Genomic DNA, 20,989 nt, shown 5'->3' with positions numbered 1-20,989 from the left:
GAGGTATGGCGAGGACGGGACGCGGGGTGCTCGGAGCCGTGGCGGCGGGCGTCGGCGCGCTGCTGCTCACGCGTCGCCCGATGCAGACGTGGGGCACGCGCGACGACGAGCACGCCGCGCGACTGCCCGGCGACGACCTCGTACCGCACGCGCGCGTCGTCGCGACGCGCGGCGTGACGATCGACGCCCCGCCGGGCGACGTCTGGCCGTGGCTCGTGCAGCTCGGCCAGGGGCGCGGCGGCTTCTACTCCTATGACCTGCTGGAGAACCTCGCCGGCCTCGGCATCCGCAGCGCGGGAACGATCGAGGACCGGTGGCAGTCGCTCGCCGTCGGCGACGACGTCCGTCTCGCCGCGCAGGCCGCTCTGCGCGTCGCGCTGCTCGAGCCGGAGGACCACCTCGTGCTGCTCGGCGCCCCGGGTCCGGGCGAGCCCGACGTGATGCCGTTCGCGTTCTCGTGGGCGTTCGTCCTCCGCGCCCTCCCGCCGGGAGGCGGGGGCGGCGCGCGCACGCGGCTCCTCGTGCGCGAGCGCTACCGTCCCACGAGCCGGCCAGGGCGAGCCGTCGTCGAGGCCGTGCAACCCGTGAGCTTCCTCATGACGCAGAAGATGCTGCGCGGGGTGAGGGACCGCGCGGAGCGGGTCAGCCGCGGAACACCTCGACGACGGCCCGCGCGAGGTACCACGGGTCGACGACGGCCGTGAGCTCGCGCGCGGAGTGCATCGACAGGATCGGCACGCCGACGTCGACGGTCCGGATCCCGAGGCGCGTCGCGGTGAGCGGCCCGATCGTCGAGCCGCACGGGACCGTGTTGCGCGACACGAACTCCTGGCTCGGCACACCCGCCGCCGCGCACGCGCGCGCCCACGCCGCGGCGCCGAGCGCGTCGGTCGTGTACCGCTGGTTGGCGTTGATCTTGAGGATCGGGCCGCCGCCCGCGAGCGGGCGGTTCGCGGGGTCGTGGCGCTCGGGGTAGTTGGGGTGCACCGAGTGCCCGACGTCGCTCGACACGCACAACGACCCGGCGAGCCGGCGGTGACGCTCCTCCGCGGTCACGCCCTGCATCGCGTCGATCCGCGCGAGCACGTCGGCCAGGAACGGCCCCGACGCCCCCGCGCGGGACTCCGACCCGATCTCCTCGTGGTCGAACGCGGCGAGCACCGGGATGGTGGTCGCCGCGTCGTCCCCGCCGAACCCGTCGGCGACCTCGAGCAGCGCCGTGAGCCCGGCGTGGACCGAGATCAGGTTGTCGAGCCGACCCGACGCGAGGAACGCGTCGCGCGCCCCGAAGACCCGCGGCTCCTGGGTGTCGGCGACGACGACGTCGTAGCCCGTGACCTCGCTCGCGCGGACCCCTGCGTGGTGCGCGAGCTCGGCGAGGACGTCGGCCTCCGCCGGTCCGTCGTGCGTCCCGGCTCGGTCGGAGCCGGCGGCCCCCGCCGTCGACGACAGCCCCCAGACCGGCTGGGTGTGCTGCTGCTTGTCGAGGGCGAGGCCCTCGTTCACCTGGCGGTCCAGGTGGATCGCGAGCTGCGGGATGCGCAGCAGCGGACCGGTGCGCACGAGGTGCACGTCGTCCGGTCGCGTGCCGTCACCCACCACGACGCGCCCGGCGAGCTCGAGCTCGCGGTCGAGCCACGAGTTGAGCAGCGGCCCGCCGTAGATCTCGACGCCGGCCTGCCACCAGCCCTCGCGCACGAGGCTCGGCCGCGGCTTGAGCTTGAACCCCGGCGAGTCCGTGTGGGCGCCGAGGATCGCGAACGGCGTCGTCGCGGTCGCGCCCCGGGGCACGACCCAGGCGATCACCGCGCCGTCGCGCACGACGACGTACCGTCCGTCGTCCTCGGGCGCGGGATCCACCGGGCGGTGGGGACCGGTCGCCGGCGCGTGCGACGGCCACGCGTCCGACTCCGTGAGCTGGGTGAAGCCCGCGGCGACGAGGCGGCGTGCGACCTCGTGCGCCGCGTGGAACGACGACGGCGAGGCCTGGACGAAGGACATGAGGTCGAGGGCGTGCTCGTGCGCGGCAGCGGTCGGTGCGGGCATGGTGCCAGTCTCGCACCGGGCCGCACGGTCCCTCCTCGGCCGACGTCCGGGAAGCGTCCAGGTCGACCGCGTACCGTCGTGACGGCGTCGCCGGGCAGCGAGAGGAGAGCGCGATGATCTGGGTCGTGCTGCCGGGGCTCGCCCTGACGGCGGAGGACTACGCCCCACTCGCCCGGGCGATCGGTCCGGACGGCGACGTCCGCGTCCTCGACGCGTGGCGCACACCCGTCACCGACCCGGCGGACGCGCTCCGTTCCGCGCTCGGTGTCGACGGGTCCGACGACGTCGCGCTCGTCGGGCACTCCGCGGGCGGTCTCGCCGCGCTCGAGTGGGCGCTGCTCCACCCCGGCGAGGTGCGGCGCCTCGTCCTCCTGGACCCCTCGAGCCCGTTCGAGCGGCACCGCCCGGCCCTGCACCCGGGGACGGGTGTGACACGCGCCGGACGAGCGGTCGTCGGCGCCGTCGCCGACGTCCTCGCACCGAGCGGACCGGCGCTGCGCCGGGCGGCCGTCCGCGCCGTCGCGCGCCGGCCCGACCTTCTCGCCCGCGACGTCGCGGCCGAACGTTACGGCGGCCGTCCCGGGTGGCTCGAGATCGCGGACCAGTGGGCGGCGAGCTGGGCGCAGGCGCCCCGCGTGCGCGGGCTGCTCGACGACGGCCGGCGCCTGCCCGCGTCCGCCCGCCCGCTGCTCGTCACCGGGACGCGTGCGAGCGCCCGGTTCCTGCGCGAGCAGCGCGAGCTCGCCGAGCGGCTGGACCTGCCGCGGGTCGGGGTCGCGAAGCAGGGTCACCTGTTCCCCCTGACCCGCCCGGACGAGGTCGCGCGGCTGGTCCGCACGACCTGAGCGATGAGTCCGGGGCACGAGCCCGGTCGGGACGGCATGGCTCAGCAGCAGACCCCCCAGATCCAGGACCGCGCCGCGCAGCCCTACGTGGGCGTGACCCGGACCGTGACCATGACGACCATCCCTGAGGTGGCGGACCGCCTTCCCGAGCTCTTCACCTGGCTCGGCGAGCGCGGCGTGACCCCGGCAGGCGCGCCCTTCTTCCGCTACCGGGAGATCGACATGGAGCGCGAGCTCGTGGTCGAGGCGGGCGTCCCGGTCGACTCGCTCGACGCGATCCCCGACCTCGGCACCGACGCCATGTCCGCCGACCAGGACTCGGCGTCCCGACCGCACGGCGGCGTCCTGCCGGCCGGACGCTACGTCGTCGTCCAGCACCACGGGCATCCCGACGACCTGGAACGCGCGACCGGTGAGCTTCTCGCGTGGGCCGCGGCGCAGGGGCTGGTCTGGGACGCCGACGACGAGCAGCGGTCCTGGGGCGCGCGCGTCGAGTCCTACCTCACCGACCCGGCCGACGAGCCCGACATGACCGAGTGGGACCACGAGCTCGCGTTCCGCCTCGCGGACTGACGCGGCGCGGGTGCCGGGGCGCGGCCCAGGCGAGGGGCGCGCTTGTGACGGGCTGCACGAGTGGTCGTGACGTACGACACACGTGCGTAGACTCCTCCCCATCGTGCCGGTAGGGGACCGGCTCGGCCGCAGTCGTCAAGGAGGACGGATGCCCACCCTCGGTACCGAAAGTCTCACCATCGTCGGGGTGATCGCGCTGATCGCGCTCGTCGCCCTCGGTTTCGCCGTCGTCCTGCGCAGACAGGTCCTTGCCGCGCGGGAGGGCAACGACGCGATGCGCGACGTCGCGCAGGCGGTGCAGGAGGGTGCGGCCGCCTACCTCAACCGGCAGTTCCGCACGCTCGCCCTGTTCGCCGTGATCGTCTTCGGCCTGCTGTTCCTCCTGCCCGGCGAGGGCGGGGTGCGCGTCGGCCGCTCGATCGCGTTCCTCGTCGGCGCGGGCTTCTCGGCCGCGATCGGCTACCTCGGCATGTGGCTCGCCGTGCGCGCGAACGTCCGCGTCGCGGCCGCCGCGACCCGGCCGGGCGGCCGGTCGGAGGGTGCGCGCATCGCGTTCCGCACCGGCGGCGCGGTGGGGATGTCGGTCGTGGGTTTAGGCCTGCTCGGTGCGGCGGGGGTCGTCCTGCTGTACCGAGGGGACGCGCCCGCTGTGCTGGAGGGCTTCGGCTTCGGGGCGGCGCTGCTCGCGATGTTCATGCGCGTGGGCGGCGGCATCTTCACGAAGGCGGCGGACGTGGGTGCCGACCTCGTCGGCAAGGTCGAGCAGGGCATCCCCGAGGATGACCCGCGCAACGCCGCGACGATCGCGGACAACGTCGGCGACAACGTCGGCGACTGCGCGGGCATGGCCGCCGACCTGTTCGAGTCCTACGCGGTGACGCTCGTCGCGGCGCTGATCCTCGGCAAGGCCGCGATGGGCGAGGAGGGCCTCGTCTTCCCGCTGATCGTCACCGCGATGGGCGCGCTCGTCGCCGTGCTCGGCGTGTTCATCACGCGCGTGCGGGGCGAGGAGAGCGGCCTCAAGGCGATCTACCGCGGCTTCTACCTCTCGGCGCTCGTCGGTGCGGTGCTCGCCGCCGTCGCCGCCTTCGTCTACCTCCCGTCCTCGTTCGGCGAGATGGACGGGACCGCGGACCTGGGCGACCTCTCGGGGATCGCCGCCGACCCGCGCGTCGTCGCGAGCCTCGCGGTCGTCATCGGTGTGGTCCTCGCCGGGATCATCCTGTGGATCACGGGCTACTTCACGGGCACGACGTCGAAGCCCACCCTCCACGTGGCCGCCACCTCTCGCACCGGTGCCGCGACGGTCGTCCTGTCGGGCATCGGCGTCGGGTTCGAGTCCGCCGTCTACACGGCGGGCGTCATCGCGGCCGCGATCTGCGGGCTCTTCCTGCTCGCGGGCGGCTCGGTGTGGCTCGCCCTGTTCCTCGTCGCGCTCGCCGGGTGCGGGCTGCTCACGACGGTCGGCGTCATCGTCGCGATGGACACGTTCGGGCCCGTCTCCGACAACGCCCAGGGCATCTACGAGATGTCGCTCGGCGAGGCCTCGGAGGCGGACGAGTCGGACGCCGCGCAGATCCTCACCGACCTCGACGCCGTCGGGAACACGACGAAGGCGATCACCAAGGGCATCGCCATCACGACGGCGGTGCTCGCGGCGACGGCCCTCTTCGGCTCCTACGCGGACGCCGTCGACCACGCGCTGCGGGACATCGAGGGAGTCGGCACGGGTCTCGTCACGTCGATGCTCGACTACGAGATCATCTCGCCCGTCACGCTCGTCGGCCTGATCCTCGGTGCGGCGACGGTCTTCCTCTTCTCGGGCCTCGCCATCGACGCCGTGACGCGCGCGGCCGGTGCGATCGTCTTCGAGGTGCGCCGCCAGTTCCGCGAGCACCCCGGGATCATGACGTACGAGGAGCGCCCGGAGTACGGCAAGGTCGTCGACATCTGCACCCGCGACTCGCTGCGCGAGCTCGCGACCCCCGGCCTCCTCGCGGCGTTCGCGCCGATCGCCGTCGGCTTCGGTCTCGGCGTCGGGCCGCTCGCCGGCTTCCTCGCCGGGGCGATCAGCGCCGGCGTCCTCATGGCGGTGTTCCTCGCCAACTCCGGTGGCGCCTGGGACAACGCGAAGAAGATCGTCGAGGACGGCGCGTACGGCGGCAAGGGGTCGGAGGCGCACGCCGCGACCGTCATCGGCGACACCGTCGGCGACCCGTTCAAGGACACCGCGGGCCCCGCGATCAACCCGCTCATCAAGGTCATGAACCTCGTGTCGGTGCTCATCGCACCGGCGGTCGTCCTGCTGAGCGTGCCGGAGGACGCGAACCAGGTGCTGCGCATCGGCATCGCCGTCGTCGCGGCCGGGATCGCCTTCGGCGCGGTCATCGCGTCCCGCCTCCGCGCGGCCCGGGTGGACCGCGAGCAGATCGCCGAGGTCCGCGAGCAGGTGACGAGCGGCGCCTGACCGCCACGACGGTCGCCGAGGGAGAGCCCGGCAGGCCCTCCTCGGCGACCGGACGGACCGTCAGACCTTGACGGTGAAGCCGGCGCGCAGGAGCACCTCGTCGCGCGACGACGGTCCGACGAGCAGCTCGAAGTCGCCGGCCTCGACGACCCGCCGGCCGGCGGCGTCGACGAGCGTGCAGTCGGCGACGGGCACCTCGAGGTCGACGACCGCGGTCCCGCCCGGCGCGAGCTCGACCTTGCGGTAGGCCTTGAGCTCCTTGTCGGTCCAGGTCACGGACGTCACGACGTCGCTCACGTACACCTGGACGGTCTCGCGTACCGGCCGCGTGCCGACGTTGCGGAGCGTGACCTGGGCGCGCACGACGTCGTCGACCCCGACGACGGGCTCCTGCAGGTGGAGGTCCGCGTACTCGACGGTCGTGTAGCTCCGGCCCTCGCCGAACGCGAAGGCCGTGCGCTGCGTGAGGTCGGCGTACCGGTCGCCGTGCTGGCCGCGCACCTGGTTGTAGAACGTCGGCTGCTGGCCGGCGTGCTCCGCGAAGGAGATCGGGAGCCGGCCCTCCGGCTCGACCAGCCCCAGCAGCAGCTCGGCGACGGCCTGCCCGCCGCGCATCCCCGGGTTCGCGGCCCAGACGATCGCGGCCGCGTCGCGCGCCGACGGCGGCAGGACGAGCGGCTTGGACGCCACGACCACCACGACCAGCGGGGTTCCCGTCGCGGCGAGCGCGTCGAGGAGCGCGACCTGACCGCCGACGAGCTCGAGCGTCGCCGTGGACCGTCCTTCGCCGACGAGCTCGATCCGGTCGCCGACGACCGCCACGACGTAGTCGGCGTCCCGGGCGGCCGCGACGGCCTCGGCGATCAGCACGTCGTCGGGCGACGCGGGCACCACCACCTGAGGACGCGGCTGGCCGTCGGGGAAGAACGCGCCCTCGGGGTCGGGCTCGAGCGTGAGGATGTCGGCGCCGCGTGCGTGCGTCACGGTCCAGCCCGCGGGCACGTGGTCGCGGAACCCGTCGAGGACGGTGCTGGTCATCTCGCGCGGGTGCCCCGTCGGGAGCCAGTCGGCCTGGCCGGACGCGCCGGCCCAGTCGCCGAGCTGGGTGTGGTCGTCGTCGGCGTTGGGACCGACGACGGCGACCGTCCGGGCCGGCGAGCCGGCACGCGCGACCGCACGGACGTCGTCGCCGGCCGTGAGACCACCGTCGAGCGGCAGCGTGCCGTCGTTGGTGAGGAGGACGAGCGAGCGCCGGGCGACGTCGAGGTTGACGGCCGTGTGCTCGCCGGACGCGATGACGGCCTGCTGGCGTGCGACGTCGGGCCGGCGCGGGTCCTCGAACAGACCGAGGCGCACCTTGAGCGTGAGGATGCGGCGCACGGCGTCGTCGATCGCGGACTCGGCGACGAGACCCCGTGCGACCGCCTCCAGCGCGCCCTCGAAGAACTGCGGCGTCGTCATGATCACGTCGTTGCCGGCGCGGACCGCCGCGGCGGCGGCGTGCACGTGGTCGGGCTGGATCTTCTGCTCCCAGACCATGCGCCCGACGTTGTCCCAGTCGGTGACGAGCGTGCCCGTGTAGCCCCACTCCCCGCGCAGCACCTCGTCGAGGAGCCAGCCGTTCACGGTCACCGGGACGCCGTCCATCGACTGGTAGCCGAGCATGAACGACGCGCAGCCCTCGCGCGCGACGCGCTCGAACGGTGGGAGGAACCACGACCGGAGCTTGCGCCGCGAGATGTCGGCCTCGCTCGCGTCGCGACCGCCCTGGGTCTCGGAGTAGCCCGCGAAGTGCTTGGCGGTCGCGAGGACCCCGGTCGGGTCGCTCGCGCCGTCGCCCTGGTAGCCGCGGACCATCGCGGAGGCGAGCTCGCCGATGAGGTACGGGTCCTCGCCGAACGTCTCGTCGACGCGGCCCCAGCGCAGGTCGCGCGCGATGCACAGGACGGGGGAGAAGGTCCAGTGGATGCCCGTGGCGGCGACCTCGACCGCGGTCGCGCGCGCGACGCGCTCGACGAGCTCCGGGTCCCACGTCGCCGCCATGCCGAGCTGGGTCGGGAAGATCGTGGCGCCGACCCAGAACGAGTGGCCGTGGATCGCGTCCTCGGCGACGAGCAGGGGGATGCGCAGCCGCGTGGTCTCGGTGAGCGCGTGCGCCTCACGGACGTTCTCGGGGGAGGCGTGCAGGATCGAGCCGACGTGCTTGTCCTCGATCAGCGGCCCGACGCCGTCGCGCGCGTCGAGCTGGAGCATCTGCCCCACCTTCTCGGGCAGCGTCATGCGACCGAGCAGGTCCTCGACGCGCTCGGGGACGGGCAGGGACGGGTCGAGGTAGGCGGCTGTGCTCACGCGCACATCGTACTGCAGGACTGACAGGTCAGTAAGTAAAACGTTTCGACGTCCACCCGATGTCGCCCCACGGCGGTCGCGAGCCGCGTGTCAGCGCCAGCGGTCGAGCAGCCGGGCGACGGTCGCGGCGCCGTGGTCGAGCACCTTCCCGTCGTCCTCCGCCGCCGCGGCGACGAGCGCCGCGTCGATGACGTGCCCGAGCAGGTCGACCTCCTCGACGTCCTCGTACCCCGAGGCGTCGAGCACCGTCCGCAGCGCGGCGAGCAGCCGGGGCCGTGACGCGCGCATGATCGGGCGCAGCGCCGGGTCGCGCATCGCGGTGATCATGGGGTCGAGGCGCACGTCGACGACGGTGTCGTCCACGTGCGGCGCGTAGAGGGTCTCGATGAGCTCGCGGGCCGTCGCTGCGGACGAGCGGGCGCGACGTGGCAACCCGTCGGCGTGCGCCTGCGCCGCCGTCGCTCGCAGGTCCTCGGCCGCCTCCACCGCCGCGGCGACGAGCGACGCGCTCGTCGGGAAGTAGTACGACGCCGAGCCCGGGGGCAGCCCGGCCGCGCGGGCCACCTGCCGGTGCGTCACCGCGCCGAACCCCTGCTCGACGAGGAGCCGGGCTGCGGCGTCGACCATCGCACCCTGCCGCTGGGTGCTGCGGCCCTGGACGGTGTTCCGCGCGCCCGTGAGCGCTCGCGCCAGCGGCTCGTCGGGCTGGTCGGGGGTCTCCACGCGCACATCCTAGGGCTCCGACCGATACGGGCGTATGGGGACGCCTCGGCCATGGATGTCCCAGATGTACCGTCAGGGGGGTTCGTCCACGGCATCGGAGGCGTCATCATGGTGGCCATGCGATCTCCGGTGCGCACCGCGGCCCACGGCGCCGTGCTCGTCGCCGTGGCGGCGCTGTGCTTCGTGACGGTCGCGAGCGGCTCCTTCGACGTCGTCTCGTTGCCGGGAGCCGCGCCGGCCGCCGTGCCGCCTGCCGCCGCAGGCGGGGCCGACGACGTGGGCCCGGTCGGTGGTGCAGGCACCGACGCCGCCCCGGACGTCGACGCCGACGCCGACGCCGACGGCGGTGCCGCGGCCGAGGAGGGGGCGCCGCCCGAGGGGTCCGACGGCGGTGAGCAGGCAGCCGGCGACGCCCCGGCCACCACCACCGACCCGGCGTGCCGTGACGCCGAGGTCGCGTGGGGCGACGCTGCGAAGGCTCAGGTGAACCTCAGCGTCGAGCACCCCGCGACGCTCGTCGCCGGCTTCACGAGCGCCCGCGACACCCTCGCGGCGGCCGAGCCGCCGAGTGCGATCGCGCAGGACTGGAACGTCGTGACGACCTACCTCACGATGATCGCCGACGCGGTGGAGGCCGCCGGGGCCGACGACCCGGGCGAGCTCGCCCGGTCGATCGACCGTGTCGGACGCAGGATCGACACGGGCGCGCTGACCCGGTCGTCGCAGCGCGTCACCGAGTACTTCCAGGCAGGTTGCACCGCCGCCTGACAACCCGTTCCGGACGATTCACCCCATGGCGTTCGCCACATGGGGAGGACTCCCCGGTACGGCAGTTCCGGCACGCCCTCCCGCTCCGGGTACGACAGCATGGTGCCCATGCGCACCCGACTGACGATCACCAAGACCACGACCGCGCTCGCGACGAGCGCCCTCCTCGTCCTCGGCCTCGCCGCGTGCGGCGGCTCCGGCAGCGACGAGGAGACGACCACCGAGGAGACCGCGACGTCCGAGGAGTCGGCCCCCACGGAGGAGGAGACGACCGAGGAGACCACGGAGGAGGAGCCGGCGGAGGACACCGAGGCCGCGTCGGGCGACTTCTGCGGCGCGTACGACACGCTGATGTCGGCCCAGAGCGAGCTCTCCTCCGTCGATCCGAGCGACCCGAGCGCCGCCGTGACGGCCTTCGAGGACCTCACCTCGACGCTCGAGGCCGCCGAGGCGCCCGCGGAGATCAGCGCCGACTGGGACAACGTCGCCGGCGCCTTCCGCACGATCACCGACACGCTCACGGCCGCGGTCGAGGACCCTGCCAGCGCCGACATGTCGGCGATGACGAGCATCCTGGGCGACGAGTCGTTCCAGACGTCGACGCAGAACGTCGCCACCTACGCGACGCAGAACTGCTGACCTGACCCACCCGACCCCGGGTCGCCGGGCACGACTCCACGTCGTCCCGCGCGGCCCGGGGTCCGTCGTGCCCGGGGTTCGTCGTGCCCGGGGTCCGTCGTTCGCGGCGGACCGCGTCCGAGCCGTCGCCGCCCGGATCCCGCAGGATGGACCCATGCCCGCACCCCACGCCCCGTCGAGCCCGCCTCCGCCCGGGCAGGGCCTCGCCCCGGACGTGCTCCATCGCGCTGCCGACGACCTGCGCGCCGACCTCGGCGCGGCCGACTTCACCGTCGACGGTGTCGAGCGGCGGCTCGGCCCGGTCGCCGCCGCGGCGCTCCACCGCGAGCAGGCGGTCCCCGCGCGGCGCGTGCTGCGTGGTGCCCGCCCTGGGTCCGCGGGGACCGACGAGCGCGGGCGGGACGCGGCGTCGGGCACGGACGACGCCGTGGCGACGCTCGCGTCGCTGTTCCTCCTCGGCGACGACGTCCCTCGCCGCGCTCTCGACGCGGCGCTCGCCCGGACCGGGGCGGACGGCGCGGTGCGTCTCGGCCTCGTGGAGGCGGCCGGGGGAGCGTCCGACGACGCGGTGCGCGCGCTCGTCGACCTGCGGCCCTACGCGTCGTCGGACGCCGCCGGACCGGTCTCGTGGTGGCTCTCGTCCGACCTCGGCGAGCTCGCGACCGACCGGCGCCTCGCCGCCGACCACGTCCTCGGTGCCGGCGGAGCGTCGCTGACGCTCGCCCAGGTCACGACGCGCACGCCCGTCGACCGGGTGCTCGACCTCGGCACCGGGTGCGGCATCCAGGCGCTGCACGCGGCCCGGCACGCGCGCCACGTCGTCGCGACGGACATCTCGGCGCGGGCGCTCGGGTTCACCGCGTTCAACGCCGCGCTCGACCTGACGCCCGGGGAGCCCGGCACGGGGGCGGGCGCGATCCACCTGCGGTCCGGGTCGATGCTCGAGCCCGTCGCGGGGGAGACGTTCGACCTCGTCGTGTCCAACCCGCCGTTCGTCATCACGCCGCGGGCGACCGCGGGCGGCGCGGGCGTCACCGAGTACGAGTACCGGGACGGCGGTCGCGCCGGGGACGACGTCGTGCGCGACCTCGTCACCGGGGTCGGCGCCGTGCTCGCCCCGGGCGGCGTGGCGCAGCTCCTCGGCAACTGGGAGCACCGTCGCGGCGAGCCGTGGACCGAGCGCGTCGGTGCGTGGCTCGACGCCGCGGGGCTGGACGGCTGGGTGATCCAGCGCGAGGTGCTGGACCCCGCCGAGTACGCCGAGACGTGGATCCGCGACGGCGGCACCACGTCGGACCGCGAGCCACGGGCCTGGTCCTCCGCCTACGACGCGTGGCTCGACGACTTCGCGTCACGCGACGTCGAGGCGGTCGGGTTCGGGATCGTCACGCTGCGGCGCCCGGTCTCCGGTGTGCCCACCCTGCGCCGGCTCGAGGAGCACACGGGCTCCGTCCACCAGCCGCTCGGCAGCCACCTCGCGGCGTCGCTCGCGGCGCACGACTGGCTCGAGGCGCACGACGACGCGGCCCTCGCGGGCGAGCGCCTCAGCGTCGCGCAGGACGTCACCGAGGAGCGGTTCCACACCCCGGGCGCCGCCGACCCGAGCGTCGTGCTCCTGCGCCAGGGCGGCGGGCTCGGCCGCGCGGTCCACGCCTCGACGGGACTCGCCGCGCTCGTCGGCGCGAGCGACGGCGAGCTGAGCGTCGGGCAGCTCGTGGGCGCGATCGCGGCGCTGTTCGAGGTTCCGGCCGCGGACCTGGCCGCCGAGCTCCTCCCGGGGGTGCGCGGCCTGGTCCGTGATGGCTTCCTCCGCCCGGGCGGCTAGGAGACGTCCGGGCGCGTCATCAGCGGTGAGCGCACGTGGCGCTCCAGCCCGGGGCCCGTCAGCGGCACGACGTTCCACGCCGCGACCGCGGTGCCGGCGCGGGCGTCGACCACCAGCTGGACCCGGTGCGGGGTGGTGACGACGTACAGGTCGGCGACGAACGTGTCGCCCTGCCAGGCGCCGGCAGCGACGACGGGACGGCCGAGCGGTGCGCTCTCCCGCCACTCGCCGTGCCCTACCTCGACGTCGAGCGACCCACCGAGACGGACGACCCATCCGCCGCTCGCAGGTTCGACGACCACCGGGGATCCCTCAGCCAGCGGAGAGGCCTCCGCGGAGGCGTCGACCCGCGCCGTGACGGCACGCCCCGGGTCTGCGGTGCCCGTCGGCGGCGCGAGCGCCAGGTGCCGCAGGCGCTCGGCGAGAGCTGCGTCGTCCGCCGGGGCGTCGGCGCGGTCCAGGCCGGGCAGCAGGCACTCCCAGACGGGGCCGAGCAGCGTCTCGCCGCCCTCGCTGACGGCGCTGGTCATGACGACCACGAGGTCGTGCGCCGGGACGACCACGCACGTCTGGCCGAAGGAGCCCTCCCCGCGGTACCCGTGGCGCGACATCCAGAACTGATAGCCGTAGCCGCATCGCGTGTCGGGGTTGTCCGACCATCCCTCGACCTGCTGCGTCTCGACGTGGCGGCTGGTCGCGAGCCCCACCCACTCGCGGGGGACGAGCTGCGCGTCGCCCCACCGGCCGCCGCGCAGCAGCAGCTCGCCGAACGCGGCGACGGCCTCGGTCGTGAGGTGCAGCCCGTGGAACCCGAAGGAGGCACCGCTCGCCACCCGGTCCCACTCGGCGTGGTCGACACCCATCGGGGTGAAGAGACGCTCGTCGAGCAGCTCGGGCAGGCCGCGTCCCGTGACGCGCTCGACCATCCGGGCGAGCACGTAGGTGGTCGCGTTGTCGTACGCGTGCCGGGTGCCCTCCACCTCGGGGAACGGCACGCGCAGGAAGCCCTTGGTCAGGTCGCCCGGCTCCAGCCGCCACGCCTCGCCGAGGCTGTCCCCGTCGTGCCCGGTCGTCATCGACAGCAGGTGGTGGACGGTGAGGCGGCGCGCCTGGTCGCAGATGTCGGCCGGGACGTGGTCGGGCAGCACGTCGACCACCCGGTCGTCGAGCGAGAGCAGCCCGTCGGCGACCGCGAGGCCTACGGCGACCGACGTGAACGACTTCGTCAGCGAGTAGAGCAGGTGCGGACGCCCGGCCGAGTAGGGCGACCACCACCCCTCGGCGACGACGTGACCGTGGCGCACGACCATGATCGAGTGGCACTCGACGCGGTCCGCCTCGAGCCGGTCGAGCAGCGCCGCGACCGCCCGGGAGGACACCTTCGAGGCGGCAGGCGTCGACCGTGGCAGCAGGTCGCGTCGAGCAGGCACGCCGGCACCCTAGCGAGTCCGTCCCGTCGACCGGGCACGGATATCGTCCTCCCGCAGGGGCGGTCCGGCGTCCCGCCGACTCCCCGAGGCGGCTACGCGAAGAGCGCGGGCCCGTACTTCAGCACGACGAGGATCGCGAGGCCCACGAGCCACGCCGCGACGAGGTAGCCGTACGCGCCCGACCGCACGAAGCCGAGCAGCCGCGCCTGCGCGCGGCGCGGGAGGTAGAGGTTGTCCTCGAGCACGTTCCAGTGCAGCAGGGACGCGAAGACGAGCGTCGTCGAGACGGTGATGAGCAGGCACCACGGGCACAGCGCACCGATGACGACCATCGACTGGTAGAAGAGCCAGTAGGCGAACACGACGCCGAGGAGGTACACGCACTGCGCCGAGAAGAGGAACCAGCGGGGGAACCGCGTCCCGCCGAGCGCCGCGACCGCCGTCGTGATGACGACCGGCTCGGCGACCATCCCGAGGAACGCGTTGGGGAAGCCGAACACCTGCGCCTGCCACGACTGCGCGACCGTCCCGCAGGACAGGACGGTGTTGACGTCGCACGACAGCGTGGCGGTCGGGTTCGCGGCGAGCAGGACGGCGTCGTAGGACAGCACGAAGGCAGCGACGAGGCTGAGGAGCGCGAAGACGAGCATCTCGCCGAACAGCACCCGACGGGAGTGCGACCACCCGGTGGGGCGCTCGAACGGGTCGAACCCCGTCACGCCTCGCTCGACCGACGCCGACGCATCACCCGGTCCGGGCCGCGTGCCCGACGGCGACCGGCCGCTCGCGCTCCCGGAGCCGAGGCGCCGGTCGTCGGCGAGGGCGGTGGTCGGGTCGCTCATGGGCGGTCCTCCGGGTCGCGGCCCGTGCCGCGGGATGACGGCGCGCACCGGTCCTCCGGTGCGCGAGAGCGGCGACCGGCCGGCAGGGTGGGCGCGCTGCCGGCCAGGCGCCGGGCTCCAGCGTAGGGAGCGGGTGTCGTCCGGCGACAGGGACCATGGTCCCGTCCTCGACGCGGGCGCTGCGTCGCTCGACCGCCGGACCTCTCGTGCCGCTGCCGCACGCGGGCGGTCCGGCGACCTAGGATCACGGGGCGCCCCGGCGTGCGGCCGCTCCCGAACCCGCCGACGCGGCCCCGCCGAGAACGACCTGACGACCGAGAGGACCTGCGTGCTGCACGACGACGTCGACACCCTGCGACGGTCGAACGCGGCCTGGCGGCTGCTCCGTGCGGACACGGCGCCGCTCGTGCTGTCCTTCCTCGGCACGGTGTTCGTCGAGGAGAACGTGCGGGCCATCCCCGAGACCGAGCTCGTCGCGCGCCTCGACGACCATCTCTGGGCGCTGCGCCGCCCGGACGACGTCGGGACCGGCGGTCCCGAGCCGCGCTACCCGCGCACCCCTCAGGCCTACGTCGACCACTGGGCGCACCCCGACCAGGGCTGGCTGCGCGCCTGGTATCCGCCGGGTTCGACGGAGCCGCACTACGACGCGACGCCCGCCGTCGAGCAGGCCGTGCGCTGGGTCGCGTCCCTGCGCGGACGCGCGTTCGTCGGCACGGAGTCGCGGCTCAGCACCGTGTTCGAGCTGCTGCGCCAGCTCACGGTCGGCGCCCAGACCGACCCGGCGGAGCGCCTGCGCGAGCTCGAGGAGCGTCGCGACCGGATCGACGACGAGATCGCGCAGGTCCGCGCGGGCCGCGTCGCCGTGCTCGACGCCGCCGCACAGCGCGACCGCTACCAGCAGCTCACGCAGACCGCGGCCGACCTGCTGTCCGACTTCCGCGAGGTCGAGGCCAACTTCCGGTCCCTCGACCGCGCGCTGCGCGAGCGGATCACCGGCTGGGACGGTGCCAAGGGCGAGCTGCTCGAGGAGGTCGTGCGCTCGCGCACGGCGATCGCCGAGTCGGACCAGGGTCGCTCGTTCCACGCGTTCTACGACTTCCTCCTCGACCGTCGGCGGCAGGAGGAGTTCGCCGCCCTCGTCGACCAGGTGCAGTCGCTCGAGGCGATCGCCGTCGACGCGGTGCCGCTCGTCGGGCGGGACGCCGCGGACGGTGCCGCGGACGGTGCCGCTCACGGTGCAGAGCACCGACGGCTCCGGCGCATCCACTACGACTGGCTCGACGCCGGAGAGCGCACGCAGGCCACGGTCCGCACGCTCTCCGAGCAGCTGCGCCGCTTCCTCGACGACCAGGTGTGGCTCGAGAACCGCCGCGTCATGGACATCCTGCGCGGGATCGAGGCGAAGGCGCTCGCGGTCCGCGACGTCGCGCGGCACGACGCACGCACCGGCGCCGGCGGCCCGCCCGGGACGGTGATCGACGCGGTCGCGCCCGAGGTCGTGCTCCCGACCGAGCGACCGCTGTTCACGCCGCGGCCCGGTGCCCGGCTCGACTCCGACCACGTCGAGGAGGGCGACGAGGACTTCGAGGTCGCCGCGCTCTACGAGCAGGTGCACGTCGACCCCGAGCGTCTCGCCCGGACGGTGCGTGACGCGCTGTCGGGTCCCGACGGTCGTGGCGGTCGCGGCCACGTCTCGCTCGGCCAGCTGGTCCGCGACGTCCCGCTCGAGCACGGGCTCGCGGAGCTCGTGTCCTACCTGTCGCTCGACGACCCGCGCTTCGCCGTCGTGCACGACGACGAGGCGACCGACGAGGTGAGCTGGCTCGGGGAGCCGCCACCCGCCGTCGGGCACGCGGACGCCCTGCCCGAGGACGCGCCCGCACCCGACCCGGTGGTGCGTGTCGCGCGACTGCCGCGCGTGACCTTCGCACGGCGCGCTCCCGCCACCGCGACGGGCGCGCCCGTCACGAACCGCCCCGAGGAGGAGCAGTGAGCACACCGACGAGCACGACCCGTCCCGCGCGCAGCCCGGAGCTGTCCGTCGTCGTCACGTCCCTGCTCAAGGGCGTCGTGTACCGCGAGTCGGGCGAGGAGACCTGGCGCGACCTGCTCGCGCTGGACGCGCAGGTGCGCGACGCCGTCGCGCTGCTCGGGCTCCAGCTGGTCGTCGACGCGGGTGACGGGTACGCGTACCTGCGGTCCCAGCCGGAGCACGAGCGCGACGAGCGCGTGCCGCGCCTGATCCCGCGGCGCGAGCTGCCGTTCGACGTGAGCCTGCTCCTCGCGCTGCTGCGCAAGCGGCTCGCGCAGTCCGACTCCGAGGGCGGGGACACGCGGCTCGTGCTCACGCGCGCCGAGATCGTCGAGCTGTTGCGCGTCTTCCTCGTGCAGGACGCCGGTGCGGCGGCGAACGAGGCGCGCCTCGTCGACCGGGTCGACGGCCTCGTGCGGCGCGTGGTCGAGCTGGGGTTCCTGCGTCCCGCGGGCCGTCAGACGCTGCCCGACGACGCGCCCGGACCCGGGACCGCCGACCCGGACGGTACGGCCGGTCCGGCCGGGGAGGGTGACGGCGACGTCCGGCGGTTCGAGGTCCGCCGCATCCTCAAGGCGTTCGTGGACGCGCAGTGGCTCGCGGACCTCGACGCACGGCTCGCGCAGTACCTGGAGGTGGCCGCCGGGCGAGGCGACGCCGGCCGGCAGGGCACGACCGCTTCGACGAAGGTGACGGTGGACTGATGGAGGGCCTGTTCAGCCCGGTCGAGCTGCACGACCCGGCGACCGACCTCGACGCGCGCGCCGGCTTCCGGCTCGAGCGCCTCGAGGTCCTCAACTGGGGCACGTTCGACCAGCGCGTGTGGGCGTTCGACCTCGACGGGCGCAACGCGCTGCTCACGGGCGACATCGGGTCGGGCAAGTCGACGATCGTCGACGCCGTGACGACGCTCCTCGTGCCGTCGCACCGCATCTCCTACAACAAGGCCGCGGGAGCGGGGGCGCGCGAGCGGTCGCTGCGCTCGTACGTCGCGGGCCACTTCAAGTCGGAGCGCGACGAGGCGACGGGCACCACGCGGCACGTCGGGCTGCGCGAGCGGGGCACCTACTCGGTCGTGCTCGGTCGGTTCGCGAACCGCGGCTTCGACCAGCAGGTGACGCTCGCGCAGGTGTTCTGGCTCGCGCAAGGGCAGTCGGGGCAGCCCGACCGGTTCTTCGTCACGACCGACCGGCCGCTGACCATCACCGAGGACTTCGCCGGGTTCGGGGGCGACGTCGCGGCGCTGCGCCGTCGGCTGCGGGAGTCGGGCGCGCAGGTGCGCGACCACTTCCCCGAGTACGGGCGGGACTTCCGCCGGCTCCTGGGCATCCCGTCGGACCAGGCGATGGACCTGTTCCACCAGACGGTGTCGATGAAGTCCGTCGGGGACCTCGGGGAGTTCGTGCGCGAGCACATGCTCGAGCCCTTCGACGCCGACCGCTGGACCGACAGGCTCGTCGCCCACTTCGACGACCTGACGTCCGCGCACGACGCGGTCGTCCGCGCGACGGCGCAGATCGACCGCCTCGCACCGCTGCTCGCGGACGTCGACGCCCACGACGCGCTCGGGCGGCGTGCCGACGCCGTGACGGCGCGTCGCGACGCGTTGCGCGCGTTCACCGCGTCGCGACGCGTGGCGGACCTCGACGGGCTCATCGCCGCGCTCGACGAGCGGGTCGCGGACGGCGAGTCGCGTCGGGCGCGGGCCGGGGAAGAGCTCGGGGTCCTCGGCGCGGAGCGGCAGCGGCTCGAGCTCGAGCGCGCAGGGCACGGCGGTGACCGGCTCGCCGCGATCGAGGGCGAGATCGCGCGGCGCGAGGTCGAGCGCGCGGCCCGCGAGCGACGCGCGACGCAGCTCGCGGGCTACGCGGTCCGTGCAGGGCTCACGCTCACCTCGGGTGCCGAACCCCGGGTTGCAGGTCACGGCGACGCCGTCCGGGCGCTCGCGGACGCGCTCGTCGACGCCGAGGCGTTCGCGGCGCTCCGCCGCGAGGCCGACGCCGCGGCGTCGGGCGTGCGCGACGACCTCGCCCGGGCCGAGGAGGACGCGGCCGGGGTCGCGGCCGAGCTGCGCGTCGTCGAGCAGGAGACCTCGGACGTCAAGGCCGAGCTCGCGAGCCTCGCCGACCGCCGCTCCAACCTGCCGCGCACCCACCTCGACGTCCGCGACCGTCTGTGCGCGGGCGTGGGTCTGACGCCCGACGACCTGCCGTTCGTGGGCGAGCTGCTCGCCGTCCGCCCCGAGCACGAGGCGTGGGAGGGCGCGGCCGAGCGCGTGCTGCGCGGCTTCGCGCTGTCGCTGCTCGTCCCGGCGGCGCACTACGAGGCCGTCGCCGCGTGGGTGGACCGCGAGCACCTGGGCCTGCGCCTCGTCTACCACCGGGTGCCCGAGCGGGTCGGCGCACCCCGGCGTGCCGACCGGCCCGACGGCGCGCTCCTGCTCGCCGACCTGCTGGACGTCCGCACGCTCCACGACGCGCCCGCGCTCACGGCGTGGGTCGAGGCCGAGATCGAGCGTCGCGCCGACCACGCGTGCGCCGACGACCTCGCCGCGTTCCGCCGGCTGCCGCGGGCCGTCACCCGCTCCGGTCAGGTCAAGCACTCGCCGGACCACCACGAGAAGAACGACGTGCGCGCCGTCGACGACCGCCGCGGGTACGTGCTCGGCTGGTCGACGCAGGCGAAGGTCGACGCGCTGCTGGAGCAGGCGGCCGAGGTGACCGCGCGCCGGGACGCGCTGGCCCGGCGTCGGGACGCGGCGGCCGCACGGCGCGCGGACCTCCAGGAGCGGTCGGCGGCCCTCGGCAGGGCCGACGTGTACCGCGACTGGGACGAGCTCGACTGGCGCGCGGAGGTCGCGCGCATCGCCGAGCTCGACGCCGAGAAGCGCCGCCTCGAGGAGGCGAGCGACGAGCTCGGCCGCATCGCCGGCGCGCTCGCGGGCATCGCGCGCCGCCAGGCCGGGCTCGAGGCCGAGCGCGACCGCGTCGTCGCGACGCTCGGCGCCGACCGGCACGCGCTCGACGAGGCGCGGACCGCGCGCGACCGGGCCCGCGCGGTGCTCGACACCGCCGGCGAGGCGCTCGACGAGGAGACGACGGCGGCGCTCGCCGAGGAGTTCGACCGCGAGCTCGCGTCGGCCGGGCCGACGACAGGTGCTGCGCGAGCGGGGGGCGTGGCGGCTGAGCCGCCGGGAGGGCCGCCGGGTGGGCCGACCCGTGCGGCCGACCTGGACGCCGTCGAGAACGCGGTGCGCTCGCGGCTCACGGCCGAGGCCGAGCAGGCACAGCGCGAGCGCGCGGACCTCGGCACGCGCATCGCGGGCCAGATGGCGGCGTTCCGGTCCGCCTACCCCGTGGAGACCGCGGAGCTCGACGCCGACGTGCGCTCCGCCGGCGGCTACCGCGAGATCCACGACCGGCTCGTGCGCGACGACCTGCCGCGCTTCGAGGCCGACTTCAAGGCGTACCTCAACACCAACGCGATCCGCGACATCGCCGGGTTCGCCGCGGAGCTGGCCAAGCAGGCCGACCTCATCCGAGACCGCATCGACACGATCAACGACTCGCTGCGCGCGATCGACTACAACCCGGGTCGCTACATCCGCCTCGAGGTGTCGCGCACGCCGAACGTCGAGGTGCGCGAGTTCCAGCAGGACCTGCGCGCGTGCACCGACGGCGACGGGATCCTCGCCGAGGACGACCGCGCGCTGGCCGAGGGGGACGGTTCGGCGGTCGACGGCGCGCTGTCGTACTCGGAGGACCGCTTCCTGCGCGTCAAGGCGCTCGTCGAGCGGTTCCGCGGGCGCGAGGGCATGTCGGACCTCGACGACGCCTGGCGCCGGCGCGTGACGGACGTGCGCAACTGGTTCGTGCTGTCCGCCTCGGAGCGGTCGCGCGCCGACGACTCCGAGCACGAGCACTACTCCGACTCCGGCGGGAAGTCCGGCGGGCAGAAGGAGAAGCTCGCCTACACGATCCTCGCGGCGTCGCTCGCCTACCAGTTCAAGCTCGACTGGGGCGCGGTGCGCTCGACGGCGTTCCGGTTCGTCGTCATCGACGAGGCGTTCGGGCGCGGATCGGACGAGTCGACGCGGTTCGCGCTCGAGCTGTTCCGGCGCCTCGGCCTCCAGCTGCTCATCGTCACGCCGCTGCAGAAGATCCACGTCATCGAGCCGTACATCTCCGCCGTCGGGTTCGTGGACAACCCGAGCGGGCGCTCGTCGCGCCTGCGGACACTGACGATCGACGCCTACCGCGACGGCCGCGACGACCGGGACCGCCGCGACGGCACCGGCGCCGCGCAGGACACCGCCCTGGCCGAGGTGGTACCTCAGTAGCGCGAGGTAGTACCTCAGCAGCGCGAGGTAGTACGGCGGTCGGCCCCCTGCCCGACGACGCGTGGGGGCCTTCCCCCGTTCGGCGTCGGGTCCGGGAGCGGGTGACCC

General features: G+C 74.6%; 15 protein-coding genes. 10 read left to right on the top strand and 5 right to left on the bottom strand.

The window, feature by feature from the left end:
- The first annotated feature begins 5 nt into the window (after positions 1–5).
- Entirely contained in the window at positions 6–704 is a 699-nt protein-coding gene (locus ACZCLJ_RS09600; RefSeq protein WP_463106269.1) for an SRPBCC family protein, read from the top strand.
- On the opposite strand, the gene ACZCLJ_RS09595 is transcribed toward ACZCLJ_RS09600, so the two are convergent.
- The gene (locus ACZCLJ_RS09595; protein WP_463106268.1) at positions 643–2,046 is read right to left on the bottom strand and encodes a M18 family aminopeptidase; all 1,404 of its coding nucleotides are present in this window, start codon (positions 2,044–2,046) and stop codon (positions 643–645) included. The two genes, ACZCLJ_RS09600 and ACZCLJ_RS09595, sit on opposite strands and share 62 nt — an antisense overlap.
- A 113-nt stretch (positions 2,047–2,159) precedes the next feature.
- On the opposite strand from ACZCLJ_RS09595, the gene ACZCLJ_RS09590 reads away from it, so the two are divergent.
- The 3 genes from ACZCLJ_RS09590 (at position 2,160) to ACZCLJ_RS09580 (ending at position 5,931) form a co-directional block, all read left to right on the top strand.
- Positions 2,160–2,891 (top strand): alpha/beta fold hydrolase, encoded by a 732-nt coding sequence (locus ACZCLJ_RS09590; protein ID WP_463106267.1) that lies wholly within the window; start codon positions 2,160–2,162, stop codon positions 2,889–2,891.
- A gap of 36 nt (positions 2,892–2,927) precedes the next feature.
- The gene (locus ACZCLJ_RS09585) at positions 2,928–3,464 is read left to right on the top strand and encodes a GyrI-like domain-containing protein (RefSeq protein ID WP_463106266.1); all 537 of its coding nucleotides are present in this window, start codon (positions 2,928–2,930) and stop codon (positions 3,462–3,464) included.
- Between the two features lie 148 nt (positions 3,465–3,612).
- Positions 3,613–5,931: a sodium-translocating pyrophosphatase gene (locus tag ACZCLJ_RS09580; RefSeq protein WP_463106265.1), complete on the top strand. Its 2,319-nt coding sequence runs from the start codon at positions 3,613–3,615 to the stop codon at positions 5,929–5,931.
- 60 nt (positions 5,932–5,991) lie between these two features.
- On the opposite strand, the gene ACZCLJ_RS09575 is transcribed toward ACZCLJ_RS09580, so the two are convergent.
- Both ACZCLJ_RS09575 and ACZCLJ_RS09570 read right to left on the bottom strand, forming a co-directional pair.
- Positions 5,992–8,280 carry an exo-beta-d-1,3/1,6-glucosidase gene (locus tag ACZCLJ_RS09575; protein WP_463106264.1) on the bottom strand — a complete coding sequence of 763 codons (2,289 nt, stop codon included), beginning with the start codon at positions 8,278–8,280 and terminating at the stop codon, positions 5,992–5,994.
- Positions 8,281–8,370: 90 nt separating this feature from the next.
- Positions 8,371–9,003 (bottom strand): TetR/AcrR family transcriptional regulator, encoded by a 633-nt coding sequence (locus tag ACZCLJ_RS09570; RefSeq protein ID WP_463106263.1) that lies wholly within the window; start codon positions 9,001–9,003, stop codon positions 8,371–8,373.
- 117 nt (positions 9,004–9,120) lie between these two features.
- On the opposite strand from ACZCLJ_RS09570, the gene ACZCLJ_RS09565 reads away from it, so the two are divergent.
- The 3 genes from ACZCLJ_RS09565 (at position 9,121) to ACZCLJ_RS09555 (ending at position 12,235) form a co-directional block, all read left to right on the top strand.
- Positions 9,121–9,771, top strand: a complete 651-nt coding sequence (locus ACZCLJ_RS09565) for a hypothetical protein (RefSeq protein WP_463106262.1) — start codon at positions 9,121–9,123, stop codon at positions 9,769–9,771.
- Between the two features lie 108 nt (positions 9,772–9,879).
- On the top strand, positions 9,880–10,410 hold the full coding sequence (locus tag ACZCLJ_RS09560; RefSeq protein WP_251152420.1) for a hypothetical protein: 531 nt from the start codon (positions 9,880–9,882) through the stop codon (positions 10,408–10,410).
- A 154-nt stretch (positions 10,411–10,564) separates the two neighbouring features.
- The gene (locus tag ACZCLJ_RS09555; protein WP_463106261.1) at positions 10,565–12,235 is read left to right on the top strand and encodes a DUF7059 domain-containing protein; all 1,671 of its coding nucleotides are present in this window, start codon (positions 10,565–10,567) and stop codon (positions 12,233–12,235) included.
- Here the strand turns inward: ACZCLJ_RS09555 and ACZCLJ_RS09550 are convergent.
- Positions 12,232–13,665: a serine hydrolase domain-containing protein gene (locus ACZCLJ_RS09550; protein ID WP_463106260.1), complete on the bottom strand. Its 1,434-nt coding sequence runs from the start codon at positions 13,663–13,665 to the stop codon at positions 12,232–12,234. The genes ACZCLJ_RS09555 and ACZCLJ_RS09550 overlap by 4 nt on opposite strands.
- A gap of 92 nt (positions 13,666–13,757) precedes the next feature.
- Positions 13,758–14,507: a vitamin K epoxide reductase family protein gene (locus tag ACZCLJ_RS09545; RefSeq protein ID WP_463106259.1), complete on the bottom strand. Its 750-nt coding sequence runs from the start codon at positions 14,505–14,507 to the stop codon at positions 13,758–13,760.
- 328 nt (positions 14,508–14,835) lie between these two features.
- On the opposite strand from ACZCLJ_RS09545, the gene ACZCLJ_RS09540 reads away from it, so the two are divergent.
- The 3 genes from ACZCLJ_RS09540 to ACZCLJ_RS09530 are packed head-to-tail and all read left to right on the top strand — an operon-like array spanning position 14,836 to position 20,881.
- Positions 14,836–16,503 carry a DUF3375 domain-containing protein gene (locus ACZCLJ_RS09540; RefSeq protein ID WP_463106258.1) on the top strand — a complete coding sequence of 556 codons (1,668 nt, stop codon included), beginning with the start codon at positions 14,836–14,838 and terminating at the stop codon, positions 16,501–16,503.
- Positions 16,500–17,246 (top strand): DUF4194 domain-containing protein, encoded by a 747-nt coding sequence (locus ACZCLJ_RS09535; RefSeq protein ID WP_463106257.1) that lies wholly within the window; start codon positions 16,500–16,502, stop codon positions 17,244–17,246. The genes ACZCLJ_RS09540 and ACZCLJ_RS09535 overlap by 4 nt, the downstream gene beginning before the upstream one ends.
- Positions 17,246–20,881: an ATP-binding protein gene (locus ACZCLJ_RS09530; protein WP_463106256.1), complete on the top strand. Its 3,636-nt coding sequence runs from the start codon at positions 17,246–17,248 to the stop codon at positions 20,879–20,881. Before ACZCLJ_RS09535 ends, ACZCLJ_RS09530 begins: the two co-directional genes overlap by 1 nt.
- The last annotated feature ends 108 nt before the right edge of the window (positions 20,882–20,989 follow it).

It is taken from the genome of Cellulosimicrobium sp. So1_17 (assembly GCF_055181235.1).
The sequence above is the reverse complement of the archived record's forward strand: the minus strand, read 5'-3'. Positions and strand labels throughout refer to the sequence as shown.

Excerpts from the sequence above, each read along its gene's own strand:
- ACZCLJ_RS09555 (WP_463106261.1), top strand. The coding sequence starts at position 10,565 with ATGCCCGCACCCCACGCCCCGTCGAGCCCGCCTCCGCCCGGGCAGGGC.
- ACZCLJ_RS09560 (WP_251152420.1), top strand. The coding sequence starts at position 9,880 with ATGCGCACCCGACTGACGATCACCAAGACCACGACCGCGCTCGCGACG.
- ACZCLJ_RS09580 (WP_463106265.1), top strand. The coding sequence starts at position 3,613 with ATGCCCACCCTCGGTACCGAAAGTCTCACCATCGTCGGGGTGATCGCG.
- ACZCLJ_RS09530 (WP_463106256.1), top strand. The coding sequence starts at position 17,246 with ATGGAGGGCCTGTTCAGCCCGGTCGAGCTGCACGACCCGGCGACCGAC.
- ACZCLJ_RS09595 (WP_463106268.1), bottom strand. The coding sequence starts at position 2,046 with ATGCCCGCACCGACCGCTGCCGCGCACGAGCACGCCCTCGACCTCATG.
- ACZCLJ_RS09565 (WP_463106262.1), top strand. The coding sequence starts at position 9,121 with ATGCGATCTCCGGTGCGCACCGCGGCCCACGGCGCCGTGCTCGTCGCC.
- ACZCLJ_RS09600 (WP_463106269.1), top strand. The coding sequence starts at position 6 with ATGGCGAGGACGGGACGCGGGGTGCTCGGAGCCGTGGCGGCGGGCGTC.
- ACZCLJ_RS09590 (WP_463106267.1), top strand. The coding sequence starts at position 2,160 with ATGATCTGGGTCGTGCTGCCGGGGCTCGCCCTGACGGCGGAGGACTAC.
- ACZCLJ_RS09545 (WP_463106259.1), bottom strand. The coding sequence starts at position 14,507 with ATGAGCGACCCGACCACCGCCCTCGCCGACGACCGGCGCCTCGGCTCC.
- ACZCLJ_RS09585 (WP_463106266.1), top strand. The coding sequence starts at position 2,928 with ATGGCTCAGCAGCAGACCCCCCAGATCCAGGACCGCGCCGCGCAGCCC.